At 62.2% G+C, this 24,939-nt stretch carries 22 protein-coding genes; 9 read left to right on the top strand and 13 right to left on the bottom strand.

Annotation, left to right across the window (positions count from 1 at the left end; all coding sequences use genetic code 11):
- Positions 1-52: 52 nt before the first annotated feature.
- Positions 53-1,483, bottom strand: coding sequence for a coniferyl aldehyde dehydrogenase (locus GRI34_RS04245; protein WP_199800108.1), 1,431 nt, complete (start codon positions 1,481-1,483; stop codon positions 53-55).
- An 89-nt stretch (positions 1,484-1,572) separates the two neighbouring features.
- On the opposite strand from GRI34_RS04245, the gene GRI34_RS04240 reads away from it, so the two are divergent.
- Complete coding sequence (locus GRI34_RS04240) at positions 1,573-2,769, top strand: thiolase family protein (RefSeq protein ID WP_160594875.1); 1,197 nt, start codon at positions 1,573-1,575, stop codon at positions 2,767-2,769.
- A gap of 67 nt (positions 2,770-2,836) precedes the next feature.
- Positions 2,837-3,151, top strand: a complete 315-nt coding sequence (locus GRI34_RS04235; RefSeq protein ID WP_160594874.1) for a hypothetical protein — start codon at positions 2,837-2,839, stop codon at positions 3,149-3,151.
- On the opposite strand, the gene GRI34_RS04230 is transcribed toward GRI34_RS04235, so the two are convergent.
- On the bottom strand, positions 3,152-3,622 hold the full coding sequence (locus tag GRI34_RS04230) for an SH3 domain-containing protein (RefSeq protein WP_160594873.1): 471 nt from the start codon (positions 3,620-3,622) through the stop codon (positions 3,152-3,154). It lies immediately after the preceding gene.
- Between the two features lie 83 nt (positions 3,623-3,705).
- On the opposite strand from GRI34_RS04230, the gene GRI34_RS04225 reads away from it, so the two are divergent.
- Together GRI34_RS04225 and GRI34_RS04220 are read left to right on the top strand one after the other, a co-directional pair.
- Positions 3,706-4,728, top strand: a complete 1,023-nt coding sequence (locus GRI34_RS04225) for a 2-hydroxyacid dehydrogenase (protein WP_160594872.1) — start codon at positions 3,706-3,708, stop codon at positions 4,726-4,728.
- A 289-nt stretch (positions 4,729-5,017) separates the two neighbouring features.
- Positions 5,018-5,446 (top strand): nuclear transport factor 2 family protein, encoded by a 429-nt coding sequence (locus GRI34_RS04220; protein ID WP_160594871.1) that lies wholly within the window; start codon positions 5,018-5,020, stop codon positions 5,444-5,446.
- A gap of 3 nt (positions 5,447-5,449) precedes the next feature.
- On the opposite strand, the gene GRI34_RS04215 is transcribed toward GRI34_RS04220, so the two are convergent.
- The 6 genes from GRI34_RS04215 to GRI34_RS04190 form a co-directional block, all read right to left on the bottom strand.
- The gene (locus GRI34_RS04215; RefSeq protein WP_160594870.1) at positions 5,450-5,833 is read right to left on the bottom strand and encodes a hypothetical protein; all 384 of its coding nucleotides are present in this window, start codon (positions 5,831-5,833) and stop codon (positions 5,450-5,452) included.
- Positions 5,834-5,839: 6 nt separating this feature from the next.
- Positions 5,840-7,246 (bottom strand): NAD(P)H-dependent flavin oxidoreductase, encoded by a 1,407-nt coding sequence (locus GRI34_RS04210; RefSeq protein WP_160594869.1) that lies wholly within the window; start codon positions 7,244-7,246, stop codon positions 5,840-5,842.
- Between the two features lie 36 nt (positions 7,247-7,282).
- Entirely contained in the window at positions 7,283-7,942 is a 660-nt protein-coding gene (locus GRI34_RS04205; RefSeq protein WP_160594868.1) for a class I SAM-dependent methyltransferase, read from the bottom strand.
- Positions 7,943-7,998: 56 nt separating this feature from the next.
- Entirely contained in the window at positions 7,999-9,126 is a 1,128-nt protein-coding gene (prfB, locus tag GRI34_RS04200; RefSeq protein WP_160594867.1) for a peptide chain release factor 2, read from the bottom strand.
- Between the two features lie 89 nt (positions 9,127-9,215).
- Positions 9,216-11,660, bottom strand: a complete 2,445-nt coding sequence (locus tag GRI34_RS04195) for a penicillin-binding protein 1A (RefSeq protein ID WP_199800228.1) — start codon at positions 11,658-11,660, stop codon at positions 9,216-9,218.
- A gap of 117 nt (positions 11,661-11,777) precedes the next feature.
- On the bottom strand, positions 11,778-12,659 hold the full coding sequence (locus GRI34_RS04190) for an N-acetylmuramoyl-L-alanine amidase family protein (RefSeq protein WP_160594865.1): 882 nt from the start codon (positions 12,657-12,659) through the stop codon (positions 11,778-11,780).
- 436 nt (positions 12,660-13,095) lie between these two features.
- Here GRI34_RS04190 and GRI34_RS04185 point away from each other — a divergent pair, with 436 nt between their 5' ends.
- On the top strand, positions 13,096-15,825 hold the full coding sequence (locus GRI34_RS04185; RefSeq protein ID WP_160594864.1) for an Rne/Rng family ribonuclease: 2,730 nt from the start codon (positions 13,096-13,098) through the stop codon (positions 15,823-15,825).
- 48 nt (positions 15,826-15,873) lie between these two features.
- Here GRI34_RS04185 and GRI34_RS04180 read toward each other — a convergent pair whose 3' ends face one another.
- The 3 genes from GRI34_RS04180 to GRI34_RS04170 all read right to left on the bottom strand — a co-directional run bounded on the left by GRI34_RS04180 (position 15,874) and on the right by GRI34_RS04170 (position 18,660).
- A complete protein-coding gene (locus GRI34_RS04180; RefSeq protein ID WP_325065182.1) occupies positions 15,874-16,467 on the bottom strand; it encodes a class I SAM-dependent methyltransferase in 594 nt (197 codons plus the stop codon).
- A 109-nt stretch (positions 16,468-16,576) separates the two neighbouring features.
- The gene (locus GRI34_RS04175; RefSeq protein WP_160594862.1) at positions 16,577-17,332 is read right to left on the bottom strand and encodes a nucleotidyltransferase family protein; all 756 of its coding nucleotides are present in this window, start codon (positions 17,330-17,332) and stop codon (positions 16,577-16,579) included.
- Positions 17,329-18,660 carry a lipopolysaccharide biosynthesis protein gene (locus GRI34_RS04170; RefSeq protein WP_160594861.1) on the bottom strand — a complete coding sequence of 444 codons (1,332 nt, stop codon included), beginning with the start codon at positions 18,658-18,660 and terminating at the stop codon, positions 17,329-17,331. Before GRI34_RS04170 ends, GRI34_RS04175 begins: the two co-directional genes overlap by 4 nt.
- Before the next feature lie 82 nt (positions 18,661-18,742).
- Between GRI34_RS04170 and GRI34_RS04165 the strand changes: the two genes are divergently transcribed.
- Positions 18,743-19,915, top strand: a complete 1,173-nt coding sequence (locus GRI34_RS04165) for a hypothetical protein (RefSeq protein WP_160594860.1) — start codon at positions 18,743-18,745, stop codon at positions 19,913-19,915.
- Here GRI34_RS04165 and GRI34_RS04160 read toward each other — a convergent pair.
- A complete protein-coding gene (locus GRI34_RS04160; RefSeq protein WP_160594859.1) occupies positions 19,893-20,546 on the bottom strand; it encodes an HAD family hydrolase in 654 nt (217 codons plus the stop codon). The two genes, GRI34_RS04165 and GRI34_RS04160, sit on opposite strands and share 23 nt — an antisense overlap.
- Positions 20,547-20,667: 121 nt before the next feature.
- Here GRI34_RS04160 and GRI34_RS04155 point away from each other — a divergent pair, with 121 nt between their 5' ends.
- Genes GRI34_RS04155 through zapE form a run of 3 tightly spaced genes read left to right on the top strand, consistent with a single transcriptional unit; the run spans position 20,668 to position 23,034 of the window.
- Positions 20,668-21,450, top strand: coding sequence for a succinate dehydrogenase iron-sulfur subunit (locus GRI34_RS04155; RefSeq protein ID WP_090479401.1), 783 nt, complete (start codon positions 20,668-20,670; stop codon positions 21,448-21,450).
- Position 21,451: 1 nt separating this feature from the next.
- Positions 21,452-21,922, top strand: coding sequence for a PaaI family thioesterase (locus tag GRI34_RS04150; RefSeq protein ID WP_160594858.1), 471 nt, complete (start codon positions 21,452-21,454; stop codon positions 21,920-21,922).
- Positions 21,919-23,034: a cell division protein ZapE gene (zapE, locus tag GRI34_RS04145; RefSeq protein ID WP_160594857.1), complete on the top strand. Its 1,116-nt coding sequence runs from the start codon at positions 21,919-21,921 to the stop codon at positions 23,032-23,034. Before GRI34_RS04150 ends, zapE begins: the two co-directional genes overlap by 4 nt.
- Here the strand turns inward: zapE and GRI34_RS04140 are convergent.
- Positions 23,031-24,929 carry an XrtA/PEP-CTERM system amidotransferase gene (locus tag GRI34_RS04140; protein WP_160594856.1) on the bottom strand — a complete coding sequence of 633 codons (1,899 nt, stop codon included), beginning with the start codon at positions 24,927-24,929 and terminating at the stop codon, positions 23,031-23,033. The two genes, zapE and GRI34_RS04140, sit on opposite strands and share 4 nt — an antisense overlap.
- Positions 24,930-24,939 lie beyond the last annotated feature (10 nt).

The raw sequence follows: 24,939 nt of genomic DNA, 5'->3' as shown, positions 1-24,939 counted from the left end.
GAATACTGGCCGCATCCAGAAAGCAGGAGAACTGCGCTTGCAAGCAGCGCCCTCATTTCATCATCTTGTCGATCGCTTTGCGTGTAGCGTCGCCGTATGGCGGCTTGAAACCGGCCAGCTTCGCAACGTCGATTTTCGGCTGGGTGTAGACGCTGCGAGCATGGCTGAATTCGCGGAAGCCCTCGACACCGTGATAGCTTCCCATTCCGGAAGGACCGACCCCGCCGAATGGCAGATCGTCCATGGAAACGTGGAAGATCACGTCGTTGACGGTGACGCCGCCGCTGATCGTCTTCGTCAGGACCTTCGACTGCTCATCGGAATCCTGCCCGAAATAATAGAGACCCAGCGGACGATCGTGCTCGTTCACGTATTCGATCGCCTCATCCATGTGGCGGTAGGTCTTCACCGGCAGGACCGGCCCGAAGATTTCCTCCTGCATCGCCTTCATGTCCTCGGTCACGTTTTTGAGGATCGTCAGCGGCATCTTGCGGCTGTTGGTATTCGAGAAATCCTCATTGCCCGGATTGACCTCGATGACCTCCGCACCCTTGTCGCGTGCGTCGGCGACGAGACCCTGAAGCCGATCGAAATGGCGGTCGGTGACGACGCTGGCGTAATCGTCGTTGTCGAGCAGCGTGGGGTACATGTTGGCCGTGCCCTGCCAGACCCCGTGGATAGCCTCGTCCTGCTTGCTTTCCGGAACGTAGAGATAATCTGGCGCCAGGCAGATCTGGCCCGCGTTCATCATCTTGCCCATCGCGATCCGCTCGCCAGCTTTCGCGAAATCGGCGCTTTCGCCCATGAAAACGGGGCTCTTGCCGCCAAGCTCGAGGGTAACCGGGACCAGGTTCCTGGAGGCCGCCTCCATGACCTTGCGACCCGTAGCGGTCGAGCCGGTGAAGACCAGATGGTCGAACGGCAGTTCGGAGAACGCTCCGGCGATTTCAGGGCCGCCGGTGAAAACGGCGCACTCGTCTTCGGTGAAATATTCCTCGACCAGCTCCTTCATCATCAGGCTGGTCTTCTCGGTGAATTCGCTCGGCTTGATCATCGCCCGGTTTCCGGCAGCAAAAATCTGCATCAGCGGTCCGAACGTGAGGTTCACGGGGAAATTCCACGGACTGAGGATGCCGATCACGCCCTTGGGTTCATAGCGGACCTCCGCCTTTGCCCCCAGCAGGCCGAGCGGGAACTGCACGTGGCGCTTGTCCGCCTTGGCCCAGCCATCCATGCGTTTCAGGCAATATTTCCCGAAATTGATCGTGCCGACGATGTCGGTCATCATCGATTGCTGCGGAGAACGGTTGCCGAAGTCTGCGCTCATGACCTTGCACAGGTCGTCGGCGTGATCTTTCAGCAGCTTGATCGAACGCTCGATACGATCCTTGCGCAACGCCATGGGCTCGGGCCGCATCTGGTGATGAGCCGCGCGTTGCTTGCGAAGGACCTCTTCCATCCGGTTCAGTCGCTCATCAGCCATGATATTCTCCCTTGGTCTGTGTTGCGCCGCAGCGACGCCTATCCTATCTCGACGACAAGATATTCCAGAACCAGAGGACCAGCACAAGCATGACCCAGTTCAGCGCAAACGATCCCGTCGTAATTCTTTCCTACGCTCGCACGCCCATGGGCGGCATGCAGGGCGCCCTCGCCGATGTGTCCGCGACCGATCTCGGAGCGACGGCGGTTAAGGCAGCCGTAGAACGTTCGGGCGTCGCAGGCGACAAGTTCGACCGTACATACATGGGCTGCGTCCTTCCCGCAGGCCTTGGACAGGCCCCGGCCCGCCAGGCCTCGATCAAGGCAGGACTGCCCAAATCCGTACAGGCAACCACGGTGAACAAGGTTTGCGGCAGCGGAATGCAGACCGTCATCATGGGTGCCGAAGCGCTCGCCAGCGGCACTGTAGATTATGTCGTTGCAGGCGGCATGGAGAGCATGACCAATGCGCCTTACCTCCTCAAGAAGCACCGCTCCGGCGCGCGCCTCGGCCATGACACGACCTATGACCACATGTTCCTCGACGGGCTCGAAGATGCCTATGAGGAAGGCCGGGCGATGGGCACTTTCGCTCAGGACACCGCCAACGACTACCAGCTGACGCGCGAGCAGATGGACGAATATTCCATCGAATCGCTCCGCCGCGCGAATGCAGCCATCGACAGCGGCGCCTTTGCCGACGAAGTGGTCCCCGTCACCTTCTCGACCCGCAAGGGCGACGTAACGGTCGAACACGACGAGCAGCCGGGCAAGGGCCGTCCCGACAAGATCCCGCAGTTGCGCCCTGCCTTCGCCAAGGATGGCACGATCACGGCAGCCACGTCCTCTTCCATTTCCGACGGCGCAGCTGCCGTGGTGCTGACCCGCGAGAGCGTGGCCTCGGCAAACGGCCAGGCTCCGGTCGCCAAGATCGTCGCAATGGCAGCCCATGCGCAGGAACCTTCGGAATTCACGGTCGCTCCGGTTGGCGCGATCAACAAGGTCCTCGAAAAGGCCGGCTGGTCGGCCGACGATGTCGACCTGTGGGAAGTGAACGAAGCATTTGCCTGCGTCGCGATGTTCGCGATGCGCGACATCGGCATCCCGCACGACAAGATCAACGTCAATGGCGGCGGCACGGCGCTAGGCCACCCCATCGGTGCAAGCGGCACCCGCATCATCGTCACCTTACTCAATGCGCTCAAGCAGCAGGGCAAGAAGCGCGGCGTTGCATCGCTGTGCATCGGCGGCGGTGAAGCTACTGCCGTTGCAGTCGAACTGGCCTGACGTGAATCACGAAAGCGAACGGAACGGCAGGAGGGGCCGATGCGCCTCCCGCCTTCCGATCGCTGCCGTGCTCCTGCTCGCAGCCTGCAATCAAGAGCGGAGCGAGCCGGAGCCAGCGCAGCAAGCTCCCTCCCCAGAGGAAATCGCCGGGACCTACGAGGCGACGCTGGCCGATGGTTCCACCATCCGGCACACCCTGAATGCCGACGGGACCTATCTCGACACGGATGCGGATGGGAACCCGGCCGAGAACGGTAACTGGCGGCTGGAGGGAACGCAGCTTTGCTACGATCCCGAAGGCAGCGAGCCCGAAGCCTGCTACGACCAGGGCACAAATGCATCGGTAAAACGGATCGAAAACGAGGCCCCGGCCCCCGAGTGATCAGGGCTCGCCCGCACCCCAGAGGCGGGCTTGCTCGATATATCCCGCCCGGTTCCCCACGGCGAATTCGCACCAGCCCTCGTCGCAATCGCCAAGCGTACCGACGACACCGGGCTCCACGCGCCATTTGACCGCACCGCCGGTTTCCGGATCTGCGAGAATGGCCCCCTCGCCTTCGCCGATAACGATGGCTGCGCGATCGGGTGTCAGCAAACGCGAGACGACCCATCCGCGAGAACCGTCCGGATCCTCGATCAGGCGCCATCCTTCCATAATGCGCAAAACCTTCACCGGCAGCCCCTGGCGCCGGTAGACCCACGCGATCTTGTAGTCCGCACTCGGCCCCACTCTCATGTTGAGTTCGGTGGCCCGAATGCTCGCCCAGTACGGCACTTCGCGATCCTGCGCCGAGGCAGGCGACGCGAATGCGAGCATGGAGACAAGCAGGAGGAGAAACGGCACTCGCGACATGGCGATAGCTGTAGAATGGCGAAGGTTTCGCATCAAGCATCGCTTGACCGTTTCCCGCACGTAAGCGTAGCGATGTGAACAACATGAGCGAGCACGACACTTCATTCGACCGACCCGAAAAGCGCCTCGACAGGACGCCACGCGTAACCGTTACGCGTCACCTCGCCAAAGCGGTGGAACAGCGCATGTCCGAACTGTTCGATGTGCGGCTCAACACGGATGATCACCCGATGGACCGCGATGCGCTCGTCGCCGCGATGCAGGACTGCGACGTGCTGGTTCCCACCGTCACCGACCGGATCGATGCGGAGATGATAGAGGCTGCGGGAAGCGATCTCGGCCTCATCGCGAATTTCGGCGCCGGGACCGAGCATATCGACCTCAAGGCAGCCGCCAAGAAAGACATCATCGTCACGAATACGCCCGGCGTATTCACTGACGATACGGCCGATCTGACAATGGCCGGCATCATCGGCGTTCCGCGCCGTATCCGCGAGGGTGTGGAACTCGTCCGCAGCGGCAAGTGGACCGGCTGGGCGCCGACCGCGATGCTCGGCCGCAAGCTGGGCGGCAAGACCCTCGGTATCGTGGGAATGGGACGGATCGGCCAAGCAGTCGCCCACCGCGCACGCGCCTTCGGACTGGAGGTCGCCTACCACAACCGCAAGCGCCTGCCCGAGGCGATCGAGCGCATGTTCGGCGCTCGCTACGTCGAAACCCTCGACGAGCTGGTGGCCGAAGCCGACATACTTACCCTGCACTGCCCCGCCGATGCGGAAAACCGCCACATGATCGACGCGCGCAGGCTCGGCCTGATGAAAGAGGGTGCGAGCATAATCAACACCGCGCGCGGCGACCTGGTCGATTACGAGGCGCTGGTTGCGGCCCTCGAAAGCGGACGGCTCGCCGGTGCAGGTCTCGACGTCTATCCGGACGAACCCAATGTGGATCAGCGGCTGATCCGGCACCCCAATGTCATGACCCTGCCCCACATCGGCAGCGCCACCCGTGAAGGCCGCGAGGAATCGGGTATCAAGGTCATCGCCAATATCCGCATGTGGGCCGACGGCCATCGGCCGCCCGACCAGGTGCTGAGCGGTTTCTGACGCCGAAGGTGACAAAGGCGACAGTGTGTCGCCTTCAAATTCGCCTAGTAACTCGATGATAATAAGAGCGTTTTCTTTCCTCTCGCGAAGGTGACACATTGCCCTGTCGAATCTCGGCGAGTTGCACAGCTCCGAAGTGGCAACCGCGAGTGGAAGTGGTTTCGAGAATTTGCGGGAATGCATCAGGGCCTAGCGAGCATAATCTGTGCGAGTAGGAAAAGCCTTGTTCCCCAATCACAACCGATACCGGCTTTGCATTGTCGGCGAGTGGCTTTAAGCGCTCCGCCCCATGGATGAATTTTCAAGCCGAATAGAAGCTCTCGAACACCAGTGGATGCGCGCGTGGGCTCAACGCGATCGCAATGTGATGAAGACGCTCGCGTCGAAAGACTTCATCTTCCTGCTCGGATCGAACAGCCCCGCGATCCTCGACCGCGCAAGCTGGCTGGAGGCAGCGACCACGCGTTTTCGCTGCAACGGCTATCGCTTCGACGAAGTCTACGTTCGCCGTCACGGCAACATCGCGGTTTTCGCCACCCGCATGACGCTGGATGCGACGATGGGCGACCATGACTGGTCGGGCGAAACCTGGCTCATGGACCTGTGGCAAAAGGGCAAGGTGCGCCGCAAATGGCGCATCGTCGAACGCACCATCTCGCGGCCCGATACTGACGACAAGATGCCCGACGCCATCAGGTCGATGCAGCTCTGGCGCTAGACCTCAAAGGTTGGCGGAACCGCAGTTTTTCGAGATTAGATTCGAGAGTTCGGTTTCAAATCTCTGCAACTCGGAATGCGTGACATTCGCGTCGATCGACACGCTGTTGCAGTCAATCTCTTCAGCCAGCCAAATCTGCAGTCTCAAGTGACCTAGCTCGTCTCTTGGTTCGAGACGAATTTTCAATAAGCCGTCGAAGGCTTGAAATTTGACTGCGTCCGAGATCGGAAACCTGCGGAGTTCTTCGGCTAGTTTACTGAGCTCCAGCGGCGACCGGTTCCGGAAACGTGTTTCACCGCGGAATGAACCAGTATCGACAATTACCAGACACCGGTCATCGTCGAAACCGTCATCGACCGGAGGATCGAATAAAATTTGCAGCGCCATAAGGCCTCAGTCCCCGGTCAAAATCCGCTCGACCAGTTCCTTCACCGTGGGGGTGAAGTTGTTCGAATAGAAAGGATCCTGCTTGAACCGGTAGGCAGCGTGACCCGCGAAGGCGAGGTTCTCGTCCGGGTCGCCGCCATGGGCGATGTCTTGCAGCGTCTTCTGGATGCAGAAGCTGCGCGGGTCGGCGAGGCGGCCGGTCGTGTGATTGTCGTGATCCTTCCAGCTCGAGAACTGGCAGTGGGACAGGCAGCCCATGCAACCCTGCTGGTCGGCACGAATCTGCTCAGCGCTTTCGGGCGTCACGAAGACGACGGTATCGTCCGGGGTCTTGAGCGCTTCGGTAAAGCCTTCGTGCATCCAGGCCTGCGCCTTGCGCTGGTCACCCGGGTGGACGAAAAAGTACTTCGCCTTGCCGTGGTCGGAAAGCGGGATGGTGCCCTCTTCCTCGTCGCGCTTGAAGATCGGGATCTGGCGCTCCGAGCGGTGCATGAGGTCGTAGAGGAACGGCGTTTTCACCGCGCTCGAATAGAAACCGGTCGGGCTGAACTTGTGCAGCAGGACGTCGCCCGGTTCGACCGTGCGCAGCATGTCCTTCCAGACCTGCGGGATCGGGCTTTCTTCAGTCAGCAGCGGGCGCGTGCCGAACTGGAAGGCGATCTTGCCGAGCTCAGGATTGTCGATCCAGTCGTTCCATTCGCGCAGGAACCACACGCCGCCAGCCATGACGATTGCCGTATCTTCGGAGACACCTTCCTTGCGCATCGTTTCGCGCAGCGCCTTCACGCGCGGATAGGGATCTTCGGGCTTGGTCGGGTCTTCCGCGTTGGAGAGGCCGTTGTGGCCGCCCGCCAGCCACGGATCTTCGTAGACCACGGCGGCGAGGAGGTCCGGCACCTTCGAATAGCTGCGCTTCCACAGGGCGCGGAAGGCGCGAGCGGAGGAGACGATCGGCAGGTAGTAGACGTTATAGCGCTGGGCGATCTCGGCCAGCTTGTAGGGCATGCCTGCACCGCACGTGACGCCGGTGATCTTGTCGGCGCAATTTTCCAGCACGCCTTCGAGTACCTGCTGCGCCCCGCCCTGTTCCCACAAGACGTTGATGTTGATGGCGCCGCGGCCTTCGGAAATTTCATAAGCGCGGTTCACCTGCTCGGTTGCGCCGTCGATTGCGTATCGAACGAGCTGTTCAAAACGCTCCACACGGGTTGCCTGCGGATAGACCTGCGGGATCGGGTTGCCGTCCTCGTCATAGCTGTCCGCATTCACGGCGCTGACGGTGCCGATGCCCCCGGCTGCCGCCCAGGCGCCGGAGCTTGCGTGGTTGGTCGCGGAGACGCCCTTGCCGCCTTCGATAAGCGGCCACACTTCGCGCCCACCATAGACGATCGGGCTAAGACCCTTGAAACTCATGCAATCCTCTTTCCCTGATTGGGCACGTTGTCGTGCCTAGCCCTCGTTGCCGCTATCTGCGCGGCAGGGCGTTATCTCTTCCGGCTGTGGCCTGTTAGCCGCTGCCTTGAACTGTGCATAGTACCCCGAAAGCTCGGGCGCGTCCTTGAATGCGACGAGCTCGTAACCAACCCGGCGAAATTCGCACGACAGCAGCAGGGGATCGATCCCGTGCTGGTCGGTCGGGCGATCGACGTCCACGACGATCACCTGTCCCCCGTCCCGCAAGGCCGGCCACATGTTCCACAGAAACTCGTAGGGCTGCTGGATCTCGTGATACATGTGGACCATGAAAATCCGGTCGAAGCTGTTGTCCGGCAGACGCGGATCGCTGGGTTCGCCCAACCTGATCGACACATTGTCGAGCCGCTGGCGCTCTACCCGTCGACCCAGCCTCTGGATCGCTTCGGGGTCGATGTCCTGTGCGAGCACCCGTCCGGATTCGCCCACGCGCGGCGCGAGGCGAACCGTATAATAGCCGTTACCCGCACCGATGTCGGCCACGGTCATGCCGGGCTCGATTTCCGCCAGGTCCATGACCTTCTGCGCTTCGCCCCTGCTGTCGCGGGCATCTTCAGTCGAGAACTGGTAGGAGACGACCTCGGAAACGGGCCTGTCCGGCTCGGGGAACACAGGTCCGCCTTCTGTGTCGCTCATGACCGCATCGCAACTGGCAAGCGAGCCGAACGCAATCAGTAGGAGCGAGGCGCGCCTCACTCGGCGTCCTCCACCTCAACCGTTTCACCAGTGACCTGCTGCGCGAGCGCGGCTGAGATGAACGGATCCAGCGCGCCGTCCAGAACGTCGTCGGGAGTCGGCGAAGTAACACCGGTCCGCAAGTCCTTGACCATCTGGTACGGCTGCAGGACGTAGGAACGGATCTGGTGTCCCCACCCGATATCGCTCTTTTCCTGATATTCGCCGGATGCAGCCGCTTCGCGTTCCGCCATCTCACGCTCGAACAGGCGTGCTTTCAGCATGTTCATCGCGGTGGCGCGGTTCTTGTGCTGGCTGCGGTCGTTCTGGCTGGCGACCACGATACCGGTCGGCTGGTGAGTGATACGCACGGCAGAGTCGGTCGTGTTGACGTGCTGACCGCCAGCACCCGATGCACGGTAGGTGTCGATCTTGAGGTCGGCTGGATTGATCTCGATGTCGATATTGTCGTCGATCACCGGATAGACCCAGACCGAACAGAAGCTGGTGTGTCGCCGCGCTGAACTGTCGTAGGGGCTGATGCGGACGAGGCGGTGGACGCCGCTTTCGGTCTTGGCGTAGCCATAGGCATTTTCGCCCTTGAGCAGCAGCGTTGCCGACTTGATGCCGGCCTGGTCCCCGGCCTGGTATTCCACCGTCTCGACCTTGAAGCCGCGGCGTTCCGCCCAGCGCGCGTACATGCGAAAGAGCATTTCCGCCCAGTCGTTGCTTTCGGTACCGCCCGCGCCTGCATGGATTTCCAGGTAGGTGTCGTTGGCGTCGGCCTCGCCGGAAAGAAGCGCCTGCACCTTGTCGCGGTCGGCCCGGTCGGCGAGCGCGGCAAGGCTCGCGAGCCCTTCATTGGCGATATCGTCGTCGCACTCGGCTTCGCCCATTTCGACGAACTCGATGGCATCGCCCATTTCGCTCTCGATCTCGCGCACCGTGTTGATCGCGGTCTCGAGGCGCTTTTGCTCCTGCGTGATGGCCTGGGCCTGCTTGGGATCGTCCCACAGGGTCGGGTCCTGGACCCGCGCGTCGAGCTCGTCCAGCTGGCGCAGCGCGTGGTCCCAGTCGAGCGACTGGCGCACAAGCGCGAGAGCAGCTTCGATACGGTCGATATTGGCCTGCCCTTCGGCACGCATAAGTCGAATTCCTTGTATTCCGTTGGTTCGCCCACCTAGCGCGCAGGCCGCAATTGTAAAGCTGCGCGGGCCGGGTTGGAGGGGACTGGCTAGTAGAGCCCCTCATTCTCTTCGACGAAGTCGCCGGCGGAATCGTCGCGGCCTTCGGCTTCGACCCGACGGTTCGCGCGTACCCCCTCGCGAGCCCGTTTGATTAGCTCGAGGATCTCGGCCCTTTGCGCGGCCATCTCGTCGGAACGGGTCGAACGCGGCGGTTCGGTATCAGGCTTGAAAGCCTCCCAGATCACGGATGCCTTGGGATCTTTCGAAGGCTCGCCGTCGAACACGCGTTTGCCGGTCCGGCGGTCGATCTTGACCATGCGAATGCCGGGAGGAGCGACGAAATCGGGTGATGTCCAGCGGTCCTTCGTAGCTTCGACGAAGCGCTTCATGATGGGCGCCGCGGTATTGCCGCCCTGCACCCAGCCACCAAGGTTCCGTGGCTGGTCGAAGCCGACATACATGCCCGCAACGATATCGGGCGTGCCCCCGACGAACCACGCATTGGTCGGACCATTGGTGGTCCCGGTCTTGCCGAAGAGCGGCAGTTTAAGGCTACGCAGGCGCACGGCGGTACCGCGCGTTACGACGCCCTGCAGCATGTGGACCATCTGGAAAGCGGTGCGCGGATCGAGGACCTGTTTGCCGGGCGGTTCGAAGCGGGGCATCGGCTGCCCGTCCCATTCCGCCATATTACAGCCGGTGCATTCGCGCTTGTCCGTGCGGTAGATCACTTTTCCGCGGCGATCCTGCACGTAATCGATGACCGACCCTTCGTTCTGGCGTCCCCAGTTCGCAAGCGCGGCATAGGCATTGACCATCTTCGCCACGGTCGTCTCCCCCGCTCCGAGAGCGAAGGAATAATAGGGCTCGTAATCGCCGATACCGACGCGTGAGATCGTCTGGACAACGTTCTGCATCCCCGTGTCGTCGGCGATATGGACGGTCATCAGGTTGCGGCTCTGTTCGAGGCCCCAGCGCAGCGTATGTTCACCACCGCCACCGCCGCCGAAGTTGCGGAAGCATTTCTCGCCCAGCTGTGCGCCCTGCCACACGCAGAACGTCTGGTCGGGAACCTGCGTGGCAGGCGTCATGCCGTTGTCGAGCGCAGAGGCGTAGACGAAGGGCTTGATGGTCGAGCCCGGCTGGCGATCGGCCTGCGTGGCGCGGTTGAAGCTGCCCAAGCGGCTGTCGAACCCGCCTTGCATTGCGAGGACCCGGCCAGTCTGCGGGGCCTCCGCCAGGAAGCCGCCCGACACCTCGGGCACGACCCGCAGCCGGTAACCGGAACCCGATGGCTCTGCAGCAACGACGTCGCCGACCTTGAGCGTGTTCGGGGCGCCCGAAAGCGCATAGTCCTCGCCATCGGTCAGGCCGATCGTCGGCGAACTGCCGGCCTTGGTGATGACGCCGACACGCCAATTCTCGTAATTGATGCTAAGGTTCGAAGAGGCGAGCTGCGAGTGCAGGCTACCATTCTCCGGGTTCAGCGTTGCAATCGGACCCGTGAAACCACGATTGCCGTGATAGCTCAGCAGCTGTGCCCTAAGAGCATCGCGCGCCGCGTCCTGAAGCTCTACGTCCAGCGACGTGCGCACCCACAAGCCGCCGGCGTAAACGCTATTCCCGCCATCATCGGCGGTTTCGCCGAACTCCGAGATCAACTGACGGCGAACCTCTTCGAGGAAATAGCCGGCATCGGCCGAACGTTCGCTGCGCTGCTGGACCAGGCCAAGCGGCTGCGCCTTCGCGGTATTCGCTTCGGCGACTGTGATAAAATCATTGGCCACCATCTGGTCGAGGACGAAATTGCGACGCGTGACGGCAAGATCACGATGGCGGTCTCGGCCGTACCTTTCAGGCGCTTTCGGAAGGATCGCCAGGAACGCGGTTTCATGCAGGTCCAATTCGTCGACGTCCTTGTCGAAATAGGCGCGCGCGGCTGCCTGGACACCGAAGCTACGTCTTCCGAGCGGAATCTCGTTGAGGTACAGCTCGAGGATTTCCTGCTTGGTCAGGACTTGCTCGATCCGCTGAGCGAGGATCATTTCTTTCACCTTCCGGGTGACCGAATACTCGTCACCAAGAAGGAGGTTTTTCGCCACCTGCTGCGTGATGGTCGATCCGCCGACCGCCCGTTCGCCCGATCCGTACTTGGTCGCGTAATCGAAAACTGCGTTGACCGTGCCTGTGAAATCGACCCCGCCGTGGCTGAAGAACGTCTTGTCCTCAGCCGAAAGGAAAGCCTCGATCATCGGCTGCGGAAAGTCGACGTACTGAAGCTGGACGCGCCGCTCGCGCGCGTATGAATGTACGATTTCTCCATCCACACCTCGCACAACAGAGGGAAGCGGTGTTTCGTACTCGAGAAGGGATTCAGCATCCGGCAGGTTGCGCGCAAGCGATGCCCACAAGAGCACCAGCAGCATCAGCGCGATGCCGATCAGATAGGTCAACACGCGCAAGCGCTGGTTGTCATGCCAGTTCTCGCGCATCCAATTGACAAAGCGCACGGGATCGCCGGTGAGGCGGTCGCGGTAATACTGGAGGTGGCTGGCGTAATCCATGATCAAAGCAGGCCTCTAGCACGCCGATTATCGGGCGCGCTATACCTACATTTGTATTTGCGACGAGCGCTGCTGCTGGCGTGCGAAATACAGCCCGATTGCCTGGGACATCACCTCGGCAAAGTCTTCCCGCCCCTCGGCCGAAGCCAGCCTTTTTGCATCCTCCTCATTGGTGATGAAGCCGCTTTCGAAAAGCACAGACGGAATGTCGGGCGCGCGCAGAACCAACAGGTCGGCCGAATGCCGCGGCTGGGGATGAAATTGCACCTTCCCTTCGCCTACCCGCTGTATGAGCCTCGCAAACTCGTCGGATTCGGCGCGGGTCCGCCGCCGGGACAATTCGACGAGAATTTCGTTCACTTCCGCACTGGCCCCGCCAAGGGATACGCCGTTCAACGTGTCGGCGGCATTTTCCCGCGCGGCGAACCGGGCCGCTGCCGCGCTCGATGCGCGATCGGACAGCGTGTAGATGCTTGCCCCCTCGACCTCTCCTGCTTCCCCTGCACTGTCGGCGTGGATGGAAATGAACAGGTCCGCATTCAGCCGGCGGGCCAATCCGTACCGTTCCGAATGAAGAAGATATCGATCATCGTCACGTGTAAGGGCGACACGCGCGATATTTCTCTCTTCGATCTCGTCGCGAAGCGCCCGCGCCAAGCCGAGTACGAGCGTCTTTTCTCGGTAGCCGGATGCGGTGGCGCCAGGGTCGAAGCCGCCGTGACCGGGGTCGATAACAACCAGAGGCAATTCCGCCTCACCGCGAACCTCGGGCAATTCGGGCTCGACCGCCTTGCCCGGCAAAGCTGCCCTCAGCACCAGACCCGGCTCCGCCGCGGCCAATCCGCCGCCAACGACGACACCGATCGTTGCGACAAGCGCAGTTACCGTGACGAGAAGGGGCGCGGCGAGATGCATGATCGATTTCATGGTCACCAAAACCTTAAGGCTTCGTGCACCTTATGCGCAATATAGTTGCCGATCGAAACCCACGGTGCTAGCGCTCCTCATATCGGTTCGGTGCCTCCGATCGGCGCGTAAGTCGCGACGAAGAGGGTCGCCGATATCGTATTCGCCCCGCCATCCTGGCGTGGCCCTTATTTGTACAGGTTGATGCACAGAACGCACTCATCCCTTTCCGCAGTCCCTGCGCCGATCTTCGGCAAGACGGCTGCCGCGACGGATGCAGGGGCGCAGATTTTGCGCAGTGCGTCGGATGCAGACACGAATATCCGGACAGACGATCGCAGTGTTCTGAACCGGACCGCTAATGCCGCGATTCCACCAATGGGACGCGGATTTCACACACAATCGCGCAGCAGGAAGGACGGGCTCGCCCCGCCCCGCCGCGCATGGAGAATAATTAATGGCAACGCGCATGCTCATCGACGCGCGCCACCAGGAAGAAACCCGGGTGGCAGTCCTCAAGGGAAACCGGATTGAGGAATTCGATTTCGAATCTGCCGACAAGAAGCAGATCAAAGGAAATATCTATCTAGCCAAGGTCACGAGGGTCGAACCCTCGTTGCAGGCGGCGTTCGTCGATTTCGGCGGCAACCGTCACGGCTTCCTCGCCTTCAGCGAAATCCATCCAGATTATTACCAGATTCCCAAGGAAGACCGCGCCGCGCTGCTCGCCGCCGAAGCGGAAGCTGCCGAGGAAGAACAGCGCCTGCGCGCCGAAGAGGAAGAGCGCGGCGAACTGCCCGGCGAAGAGTACGACGCCGAGGATGAAAGCTCCGAAGCGCTTGCTGAAGACCTCGCCGAAGACGGCCTCGAAGAAGTCGACACCTCCGACAAGGACAAGGTCGCAACGATCGAGGAAGGCCATCTCGACGGCGAAGATGACGAAGATTCGGACGATGGCGACGACGATGAAGAGAGCGAGGACGACGGCTCGAAGTCCAAGTCCCGCTCGCGCCGTGGCCGTGGCCGCCGCCAGGGCAAGGGCCGCAGCCGCGCGAAGGAAGTGGATGAAGCCCGCGCCAAGCGCATGGCCCTGCGTCGCAAGTACAAGATCCAGGACGTCATCCAGCGCCGCCAGGTGCTGCTCGTCCAGGTCGTCAAGGAAGAGCGCGGCAACAAGGGCGCTGCCCTCACCACCTATCTCAGCCTCGCCGGCCGCTACACGGTTCTCATGCCGAACAGCAGCCACGGCGGCGGCATCTCGCGCAAGATCAATTCCGCCAGCGACCGCAAGCGCCTGAAGCAGATCGTCGGTGATCTGAACCTGCCCAAGACCATGGGCCTGATCGTTCGCACTGCCGGCCTTTCGCGCACCAAGACCGAAATCAAGCGCGACTTCGATTACCTCGCCCGCCTGTGGGACGAGATCCGCGAAAAAACGCTGTCGTCGGCGGCGCCCGCGCTGATCCACTCGGACAGCGACCTGATCAAGCGCGCCATCCGCGACATCTACAATCGCGAGATCGAGGAAGTCGTGGTGGAAGGCGAGGAAGGCTACAAATCCGCCAAGGCCTTCATGAAGATGCTCATGCCCAGCCATGCGCGCCGGGTTAAGCAATATGTCGACCCGGTGCCGCTGTTCCAGCGCTACGGCGCGGAAGACCAGCTCAAGGCGATGTACGATCCGGTCGTCCAGCTGAAGAGCGGCGGCTATCTCGTCATCAATCCGACGGAAGCCCTGGTTTCGATCGACATCAACTCGGGCCGCTCCACCAAGGAGCACAATATCGAGCAGACGGCGCTCCACACGAACCTGGAAGCGGCGAAGGAAATCGCCCGCCAGCTGCGCCTGCGCGACATGGCCGGCCTCGTCGTGATCGACTTCATCGACCAGGAACACCATTCGAATACCCGCAAGGTCGAGCGCGCTATGAAGGATGCGCTCAAGAGCGACCGCGCGCGTATCCAGGTGGGCCGCATCTCCAGCTTCGGCCTCATGGAAATGAGCCGCCAGCGCCTGCGTACCGGCGTGCTCGAAGCGACCACGCGCGAATGCCCGCACTGCGACGGAACGGGCCTCGTCCGCACGGCCAGCTCTGCCGGTCTTTCAGCCCTGCGCCTGATCGAAGAGGAGGCTGCCAAGGGTAAGGGTTCGCGCATCCGCCTTGCAGCCAGCACCGAGGCCGCCGTCTACCTCCTCAACGAAAAGCGCAACGACCTGATCGAGATCGAACAGCGTTATGGCGTCATTGCCGAAGTCGTGCCGGAAGGCGAAGACGAAGGCGCGAAGATGACTGTGTCGAGCCACGGCCCCAAGCCCAAGGACGCGCCGAAGTTCGACACTATCGTCGATGACGAGGACGACGACGAAGAAGAGTTCGTCGACAGCTCGGACGAGGACGAAGACGATGACCGTCCGCGCAAGAAGCGCCGTCGTCGCCGCGGTGGACGTGGCCGCAACCGGAACCGCGAGCAGGATTCGGATGGCAACAACGAAGACGAGTCCGACGAGGATAGCGATAACGACGCGCATTCCGAAGACGACGACGGTGACGACAAACCGAAGAAGCGCCGCCGTCGCGGCGGGCGCAGGCGCGGTGGTCGCGGTCGCGGCGGCAAGTCCGACGAGGTAACGGCTGAGGACGCCGAGAAGCTTGAACAGGTTTCGGAGCAGGTGGCCGAGGACATGGCGGTCGTCGCCGGTCCCGAGGACGCTCCGGAAACTGCCGAGCAGGCCGCCGAAGAGGAAAAGCCCAAGAAGAAGCGGGCCCCGCGCAAGAAGAAGGCGGCCGATGACACCGAGGCCGTTGCCGAGGAAGCTCCGGCCGAGAAGCCCAAGCGGACGCGCAAGAAAAAGGCCGACGACAAGGCTGCGGACGAAGCTTCGGGTGACAATGCTACCGAGGAAAAGCCGAAGCCCAAGCGCACTCGCAAGAAGAAGGCGGACGAGGCTCCGGCAGAACCTGCGGAGGCCGCTGCCGAGGCTGAAGAGAAGCCCAAGCCCAAGCGTACGCGCAAGAAGAAGGTCACCGAAAACGTAGCCGAGCAGGTCAAGGAAGACATGCCCGTCGTCGCCGGTCCCGAAGGCACTCCCGAAACTGCCGAGGCGGCAGCGAAGCAGGACGACCAGTCATCCGACGACGGCGGCAAGCCCAAGCGCGGCTGGTGGCAACGCACTTTCGGCGAATAATTTGAAGCTAACCGCCCGCCTGGCTCCTGTCAGGTGGGCGGTTTTCTTTCAGACCCCGGCCCGGCGGGCCACACCCCATTCCATCCAGCCCATCACCTTGGGCGCACGATCGAGATAGGCTTGGCCCAGCGGCTCCACTTCGAAGCCTGCGCCGCGTAGGGCAGAGCCGATCGGTCGCGTCAGATGGCATCCGCCTGCCAGCGGCTTCCAGACAGGTTCGATCCGGTCCTGCCACTTGGCAACCGATGCATCGGGCGCGCGCCCATGTTCGAGGAACAGCAGCCGCCCTCCCGGCTTCAATATCCTGCGTAATTCTCCCAGCACCTTGGCAGGGTCTTCGACGCTGCAAAGCGTGTACGTGCACACCGCCGTGTCGAACGTGCTGTCTGCAAACGGAATATCTTCCCCGACGCCTTCACGAATATCGGCGCTCCAGCCACGCTCGCGCGCCCTGTCTCGTGCATTTGCGAGCAGCTTTTCGTTGGGGTCGATGCCAGCGAAGCTTTCCACGCGGTCGGGATCGTAGAGTGGCTGGTTGAGGCCGCCGCCGCACCCCAGTTCGAAAATGTGGCCTTCGGCGAGCGGAATTACCTGCCTGCGCCTTTCCTCGATCCCCTTTTGCCCGCAGGCAAGGGTAATCATCCTCGGCATGACGTGCCGGTCGTAAAGACTGCGCAAGCCCAAACGCTCTCTCCCCACGTTTTGACCGCACTATGCCTGAAAAAATGGCGGTGAAAACCGCTTTTGGCGTCTATGCGCGTCCCTTGCGGAGTAACTCGCGGATATCGTTGAGGTCTTGCGGCTTGTCGACATCGACTGCGGCAAGGCCGTCAGGTGCTTTCACGAGACTTGCCCGCACCCCCATCCGCAGGCCTAGCATCTCGATAGCCTGCGCCATCGACAAGCGGCCGAGCGCGTATTTGAGGAGCGTGGAAACACCCAGACGGCGCACGATACGCCACGGGCGCTTGCGGTCGGCCTCCACCGCTTTCCAGTTTTCGATGGCCCGCCCTGCCCCTTCGTGCTGGAGGTAGAACAGGTTGCACCCGGACCATGCACCGTCCGCAAGGCGAAGGTAGGTCCGCTTCGATCCGGGCATGGCCGCTTCGATATCGCGGCGCTCTGCCAGCATGATCGACAGGTCTGCCGCTCGCGGTGTGGTATCGACGATGTGCCTGACCCATTCGGGCTTCAGCAGGCCATGGTCCGCGGTCGTCACGAGGAGTGGGGCACCCAGCGCAGCAAATGCGATCGCCGTGCTTTCGCTCGGCCCTTGGCCGGTGGGGAGAACCTCCAGATCGAGCGAGCGAGCCAGGGCTACGACGTCCGGGTGATCGCAGGATACCGCGATGCGGTCCGCACCTGCCTCTCGTAACGCAGCCGACACACGCTCGAGCAGCGCTGTGCCCTCGAGCTCGATCAGGGCCTTGTGCGGTTTTCCTTCGGTTCCGGCCAGCGGATCTCCACCCGGCCGCGTGCCCGCCAGTATCAATGCCGAGTAGGTCACGCCGCAGCCGCCTTCCTGCGGAGCTGGCGTAGAATGACCCACACGGTCGCGCTCATGGCGAGGTAGAAAATGCTCATGGCCAGCGCCACCGCCCAACCAACCCCGACCGGGCCCGACGACACGAAGGCAAGGATCGCGCCGACCAGAACCGCAAGGGCCAGCACGCGAACGCGCAGGGCGTATTTCGCATGGCCGGTGGAATAGAGCATCGGTTCGTAAGACACGCTGGCCAGTTCAAACGCGGCGCCGACGGCCAGCGGAATGAGCACCACGGCCCCGCGCGCATAGTCGAAGCCGCCGATAAGGACGAGCAGCGGTTCACCGAGGAACACCGCCAGCACAAGCACGGTAACTCCGGCCAGGGCAGCAATCCGGGTGACCTTCCTGACCAGGCCTTCGAAGCGATGGGCTTCGTCCGCCATGGATGAAATAGCGAACTCCGGCAGGACGGCGCGCGCGATGAGGACGGCGAACTGCTTCACCCCCTGGGCCAGCTGATCTGCAAGCCTGTATAGACCCGCAGCCGACGTCCCGAGGAAATAACCGACGGCGAGTAGCGGACCCTGCCGCACGGCCGCGTCGAGCGTGGTTGCAACGTAGGTCACGCCGAAGAAGCTCCTGACCCCCTCGTTTTCGCGCAGCATCTGGTTCCAGTGCCCGAAGTGCCTGCGGTGGAACGCTTGCGGGGCAAGGCGCCGTGCGGCGATCCAGTAAAGGGCGGCGGACAGCAGGTCGAAGAATGCCCAGGCGAAGAGGAACTTCCCCACGCTCGCGCCCGTCCAGAGGATGATGCCGCTGGCGATTAGGCGGCCGGTGGGAACGACCGCTTCGATATACATTCCCACGTCGAAACGTCCGAGAACCCTGACGATACCGCTCGGCGTGGTCAGGCGCGACCACATCAGGGCGCAGGCGAACAGGAAGCCCATCGTCACATATTCGGGGTTCAGCTCGAGTATTTCCGCGAACCCGAAATAGAGCAAGGCCGCGATCACGCAGCCCGTGATCGCCCCGAGCACATCGGCAGAGGTGCAAAACCAGATCAGACGACCGAACCTGGGATGGTCTTCTTCGAGAACGGGCTGGGCGCCGAACCGCACCAGGGTCTGCCAGGTCTGGAAGCCGGCGACGGCTACAAGCGCCTGCGCAGTGCCGAAGATCAGTGAGAAGTGGCCGAAATCCTTCAGCCCAAGCGAACGGGCAAGGATGGCGAGATAAAAGAAGCTGCAGACCGCGCCGAACCCCTTGCCACCGAGAATCCAGGCAAGGTTGCGCAGGATATTGGACAACCCGTCACGTCTTTTTGCGGGTTCTGAAGCCGGCTGCATGACGCGGACCTTTGAACGAATTGTCCTTGCGGCGCAATTGCATGGTTTGCGACTACCCACCGCCCGCACTATGGCGCCTGCCATGCGGGCCATTTTCCTTTTCAATCACGACGCAGGTCACCAGGTTGCTCACCTTGCCGGTATCGCCGCCGCGACGGCCAGATTGCATCCCGATATCGAGACGGTGGTTGCCTATGCGACTCCCGAGATACGTGGCCGCCTGGAGGAACTCATCGAGCCCGCCTCGGCTCAGCTGATCCGCTGGGAAGAACTGAGATTGCCCGGCTGGCGCAGGGCTGTCGCTACGATTTTAGACCGCGTGCTTCCTGCAAGTCGCCTGATGCGCCTGCGCGCCAACATTGCGCTGTTTGCGAGCGCGAACATGATGATCTCGACCGAGCGGACCTGCCTGCGGCTGAAGAAGCACCTCCCGCAAGACAGCATGCCCTATTTTGCGAAGGTTCCGCACGGCGCCGGGGATCGCAGCGTGGCCTACCATCCCGATTACACGCGCTTCGACCGCAGCTTCGTTGCCGGGCCGAAGGTCGTCGACCAGCTTGTCGCCCACGGCGTCTCGCGCGAACGGCTCGTCATCGTCGGATATCCCAAGTTCGAGGGCATCGACCTCGATGCCAAGCCGCGCTTCTTCGACAACGACAACCCGACCTTCGTTTACAACCCGCACTTCGATCCGAACCTGTCCAGCTGGTACGACGAGGGACCGGAGCTGTTGAAATGGTTCGCGAGCGATGCGGGGAAGGACTTCAACCTCATCTTCGCGCCGCACGTGATGCTCTTCAAGAAAAAGCTTCACGTCTCGCCCGAGTACAAGATCGCGCGCAAGCGTCCGGATGTGCCGGAAGAGGCACTCGAAGCCGAAAACGTCCTAATCGACGTCAATTCACCGCGCCTGTTCGACATGAGCTACACGCTCGCCGCCGATGGCTATATCGGAGACGTGTCGAGCCAGATCTACGAATTCCTCGCCCGTCCGCGCGCCGCATTCTTCTACGACAGCCGCCGCGAGAAGCTGGAGGAAGACGACGAATGGCACCTGTTCTGGGACGCCGGCCCCGTCGTCCAAACCACCGCCGATCTTGCGGCCCTCTTGCCCGATTACGAGCGCATCGCATCCGAATATCGCGATAAGCAGGTCGAGTTATTTTCCTATACCATCGACCTCGGCGATCGGCCGGCCAGCGAGCGCGCGGCAGACGCGATTGCCGACGCCGTCAAGGAGCAAGCGGGTCGATAACTTTCCAGCCACGTGCCCTCGCCTTCGCGGCCTCGGCAGGCGAACCGGTGACGAACAGGGGCTCGTCCGCCCAGTCGAGCAAAGGAGCGTCGGCGAAGCTGTCGCTGAGAAACCGCACATGCGCCGCATCGCGGTCAATGGCCTGTTCGGCAAACCATGCGAGGACGCGGTCCTTCTTCACCTCGCCATAACAGTTCCCGCCCGGAATTTGCGAGCCGTCCCAGCGTGTTGCGATCAAATGTTCGAACCCTAGACGGGTGGCAAAGGACTGAGCGTAGAAGTCGAAAGCAGCAGTGGCCACCATCATTTTGGCGCCAGAATTGCGGTCTTCTTCGACCAGTTTCATGACTGCCGGCATCAGGCCCGGATGCTCGATGCGTGCCCCGGCATAGCCGTCGCCGATCTCCTCCAACCGGTCGAGCCGGACATTGCCGAGCATCAGCTTCATCCCGAACCGCTTGAGCGCAGTGCGCGAGTAGATACCCATCCGGTAACCGATCATGGCTATGACCCAGACGGGCAAGAGGCCAAGTCGCCAAGGCGAATGCCGCCGCGCCGCGAAGGCGAGAAACGGGGTAAAGGTCGGACGGCGGGTCAAAGTCCGGTCGAGGTCGTAAATCGCGATGTGCACTTCGATGCGCTGCCATGTGCGTGTTTTGCACGCAAGTCCGCTGAAAATTGGCCGTTCCGGGCCTTGCGCCACTCGCTCGAACCGCTAGATGGGTTGCGTAAAGCAACAGGATCGCTTGAAAATGGCTACGTTTACCCTCCCCAAGAACTCCAAGATCAGCGGCAAGGGCCGTGCGCATACGGCAGACGGCGGGACGCGGGTAAAGAAATTCAAGATCTATCGCTACGATCCCGACAGCGGCGAAAACCCGCGCTACGACACGTTCGAGATCGATCTCGACGAGTGCGGCCCGATGGTTCTCGACGCCCTGTTCAAGATCAAGAACGAGATCGATCCCACGCTCACTTTCCGTCGCTCCTGCCGCGAAGGCATTTGCGGTTCCTGCTCGATGAACCTCAACGGCAAGAACGGCCTCGCCTGCACCACGGCGATCGACGACCTCAAGGGAGAAATCCGCATCACCCCGCTTCCGCACATGGAAGTGGTGAAGGACCTGGTGCCCGATTTCACGCATTTCTATGCACAATACGCCTCGATCCGTCCCTGGCTGCAGACCGTCAGCCCGACGCCCAGCGGCAAGGAACGGCTCCAGACCCCCGAACAGCGCGAACAGCTCGACGGCCTGTACGAGTGCATCCTGTGCGCCTGCTGCTCGACCGCCTGCCCCAGCTATTGGTGGAATTCGGACAAGTTCCTCGGCCCCGCCATCCTGCTGCAGGCCTATCGCTGGCTCGCAGACAGCCGCGATGAAATGACCGGCGAGCGCCTGGACCAGCTGGAAGATCCCTTCCGCCTGTATCGCTGCCACACGATCATGAACTGCGCGAATGTCTGCCCCAAGGGTCTCAGCCCGGCAAAGGCAATCGCGGAAACCAAGAAGATGATGGCCGAACGCGCAATCTGACGTGGTCCTGCCCGACACCGTTTTCGAACATGGCCCCGATCCGGAAAACCCGGGCTGGCGTCACTGGAACCTGAAAGACCAGACCCTTTTCAACGGCGCCGTGATGGGCAAGCTCATCACTCGCGTCGACGAAGACGGGCGGTCCCGCCTGCGGATGTTCCCGGAACGCCGGCACGAAAACTTGCAGGGCATCATTCACGGGGCGGTTTCGCTGTCCCTGATCGACATCTCCCTATTCACGACCATGCATACGATCGGGACGGGTAACGCAGGCCCATCGGTCACACTGGAACTTTCCACCCAGTTTGTCGGTGGTGGCGATCCGAAACGGCCGCTGGACGCAGTATGTGAAATCGTTCGCGAGACAGGCAGTCTCGTGTTCGTACGGGGCTCGGTCGTACAGGAAGAAGATGTCATCTGCGCCTTCTCCGGCATCGTAAAAAAGATGCGCCCGCGCCCCCTCCCCCAATGACCGGAATGCTCGCCCGCTACGAGCGCCTGGTGGCGGCAGGCGAATTGCAGCCGGATCAGGACCAGAGGCGCGCTGCCCAGCGGCTCGACAGGCTCCAGAAAGACCTCGAGGCCGACGAGCCCGGCGGTCTCCTCTCGCGACTGTTCCAGGCAAAGAAAACGCGGCCGCAAGGCGTCTACATGTGGGGCGGCGTCGGGCGCGGCAAGTCGATGCTGATGGACTTGTTCGTGGAGAGCCTTTCGATCGCGGAAAAGAGGCGGGTTCATTTCCACGAATTCATGCTCGAGTTGGACCGCATGATCCGCGACGAGCGGGCCAAGGACGCGGGCAATCCGATAGCGCCTGTGGCCGCCCGGATCGCAAACGACGTCCGTTGCCTCGCGTTCGACGAGATGGTGGTCAACAACACCGCCGATGCAGCGATCATGGCGCGCCTGTTTACCGCACTGATTTGCGATGAAGGCGTGACCATCGTCACAACCTCGAACCGCCCGCCGAGCGATCTCTACAAGGACGGCCTGAACCGCTCCCTCTTCCTGCCGTTCATCGACTTGGTGCAGGCAGAGCTCGATGTGGTGCCTCTCAACGGGCCGACCGACTATCGCCTCGACCGCCTCGGCGATCTGGCAACCTGGCACACGCCGCTGGGGGATGAAGCTACCGCGCAGGTGCGGGAGGCGTTCTTCCGGCTTACCGATTACGCTCCCGAAGATGCAGAGCATGTGCCGAGCGGCGAACTGGACCTCGGCGGCGGGCGAACCCTTCATGTGCCCAAAAGCTTCAAGGGCGTCGGCGTGTTCAGCTTCAAGCGCCTCTGCGGCGAAAATCGCGGCGCTGCCGATTATCTCGCCATCGCGCATGCATACCACTCGGTAATCGTCGTCGGCATCCCGCGCCTGTCACCGGAGAACCGCAACGAAGCGATCCGCTTCACCAAGCTGATCGACGCGCTCTACGAAAATAGCGTGAAGCTGTTCGCCACCGCCGCGGCGGAGCCGGAAGACCTCTACACATCGGGCGATGGATCGTTCGAGTTCGAGCGGACCGTCAGCCGCCTGAAGGAAATGCAGAGCGCGGATTACATGGCGCGGGGCCACGGCCTGGCGGGTTAGGCGCTCGGCCGCAGGTGGCGCAGCGAGCGCTCCAGCATCAGCAATTGCCACAGGGTGCGACCGTTGTCGGACCGCCCTTCGATATGGTTTTCCGCGAGGCGGACAAGCGCATTGCGCTGAAACCAACCGCTGTCCACCAGCAGGCTGCTCGACGCGATACGCCGCGCCTCGTCGGCCAGCGGGCCGCGGAACCACTGCGCCAGCGGAGTCACGAACCCCTGCTTCCTGCGATAAAGGATGTCGTGCGGGAGATAGCGCTCCATCGTGTGCTTCATCAGCCATTTGCCGTCATTGCCACGGATGCGCTCACGCTGCGGTAGTGTGGCACCGAACTCGACTAGGCGATGATCCAGCAGCGGCTCGCGTGCTTCGAGGCCGACTGCCATGCTGGTGCGATCAGTCTTCGTGAGGATATCGCCGGGCAGCCAGAATTTGAGGTCGGCATATTGCGCCCGGTCGAGGCCGGAGCGCGCCGGTGCATCGCGCATCAGCTTTTCGAAGGACTGTTCGGCGCGGTAATCACCCCGCGCCTTGAGCAGCGCGTCTCCGTAAAGGCCTTCGCGCAGCTCCGGTGAAAGGATCGCAAGGGCGCGCGCATATCCGCTTTCCCCGCTTTCAGCCAAGGACAGCAAAGTCGTTTTCGCGCGCAAGGGGCGCGGCGCCCAGTCCGCCTTTGGCCATGCCTTGCCGAGCGCGCCGAATATAGCGCCTCTGAGCCCTGCCGGCAGAACCGAGCGCGCCTGCTCTTCCCTCAGCTGGAACAGATGGCGGCGGTAGCCTGCAAAGGCCTCGTCCGCCCCGTCGCCGGAGAGGGCAACCGTAACATGCTCCCTTGCCAATTCGCAGACCCGCAAGGTCGGCAGGGCGCTGGCATCGGCAAAAGGCTCGTCGAAGATAGCGGCGATGCGGTCGATCTCGCCGAACTGGTCGGACGATACGATGCGCTCATGATGGCCCGTCGCGAACAGTTCCGCCACCTGCCGGGAGTGGGCCGTTTCATCGACGCTCTCGACATCGAAGCCGATCGAGCAGCTCGTCACCGCGCGATTGCTCGCCTCGCTCATCAGGGCGACGACAGAGGAGCTGTCCACCCCGCCGGATAGGAAGGCGCCCAGCGGAACGTCTGCGACCATGCGACTGGTCACGCCTTCGCGCATCAGGTGCAGCAATTCGGCGGAGCGGTCGGCGGTCTTGCCCTTCGCCCTCGCCTCGAAGCTCACATCCCACCATCGTCTGGGCTCAGGCAGGGGCCGTCCGTGGTCGAGCAACATGAAATACCCGGCCGGCAGCTTGGTGACATTCTTCAGGATCGCGCGGTGATCGGGGACATAGCCCCAGGTCATGTAATCCTCGATCGCGAGCGGATCGATGTCCCGCCGCATCGTCGGGTGTGCCATCAGGCCCTTCAACTCGCTCGCAAAGCCGAGTGTCCCTCCGGGAAGCTGAGCCATGTAGAGTGGCTTTACACCCAAACGGTCGCGCGCGATGAACAGTTGGCGCCGGTCATGGTCGTACAAAGCAAAGACGAACATGCCATCGAGACGCGAAAGACAATCCGGACCCCATTTCTGCCAGGCGGCGAGGATGGTCTCGGTGTCGCCTTCGGTGTGAAACTTTGCCCCGTCCTGCGCAAGCTGGCGGCGAAGTGTGCGGTAGTTATAGATCTCGCCGTTGAATACGATCGTCGCGCGGCCATCTGCCGAATGCATCGGCTGCGGCGAACCTTCGAGATCGATGATCGAAAGCCGTCGATGACCCAGGCCTACGCCGGGCGCAGTCCATACGCCCGCCCCGTCCGGCCCCCGATGGGCCAGTGCAAGGGTCATAGCCTCGACCCGCTTTGGATCGACCGGCTTCACCGTCTCGTAATGGAAGATACCCGCGATCCCGCACATGGCGGAGTGC

The organism is Qipengyuania aquimaris (assembly GCF_009827445.1).
Taxonomy (GTDB): Bacteria; Pseudomonadota; Alphaproteobacteria; order Sphingomonadales; family Sphingomonadaceae; genus Qipengyuania; species Qipengyuania aquimaris.
This window is presented reverse-complemented; position numbering and strand designations above follow the sequence as displayed.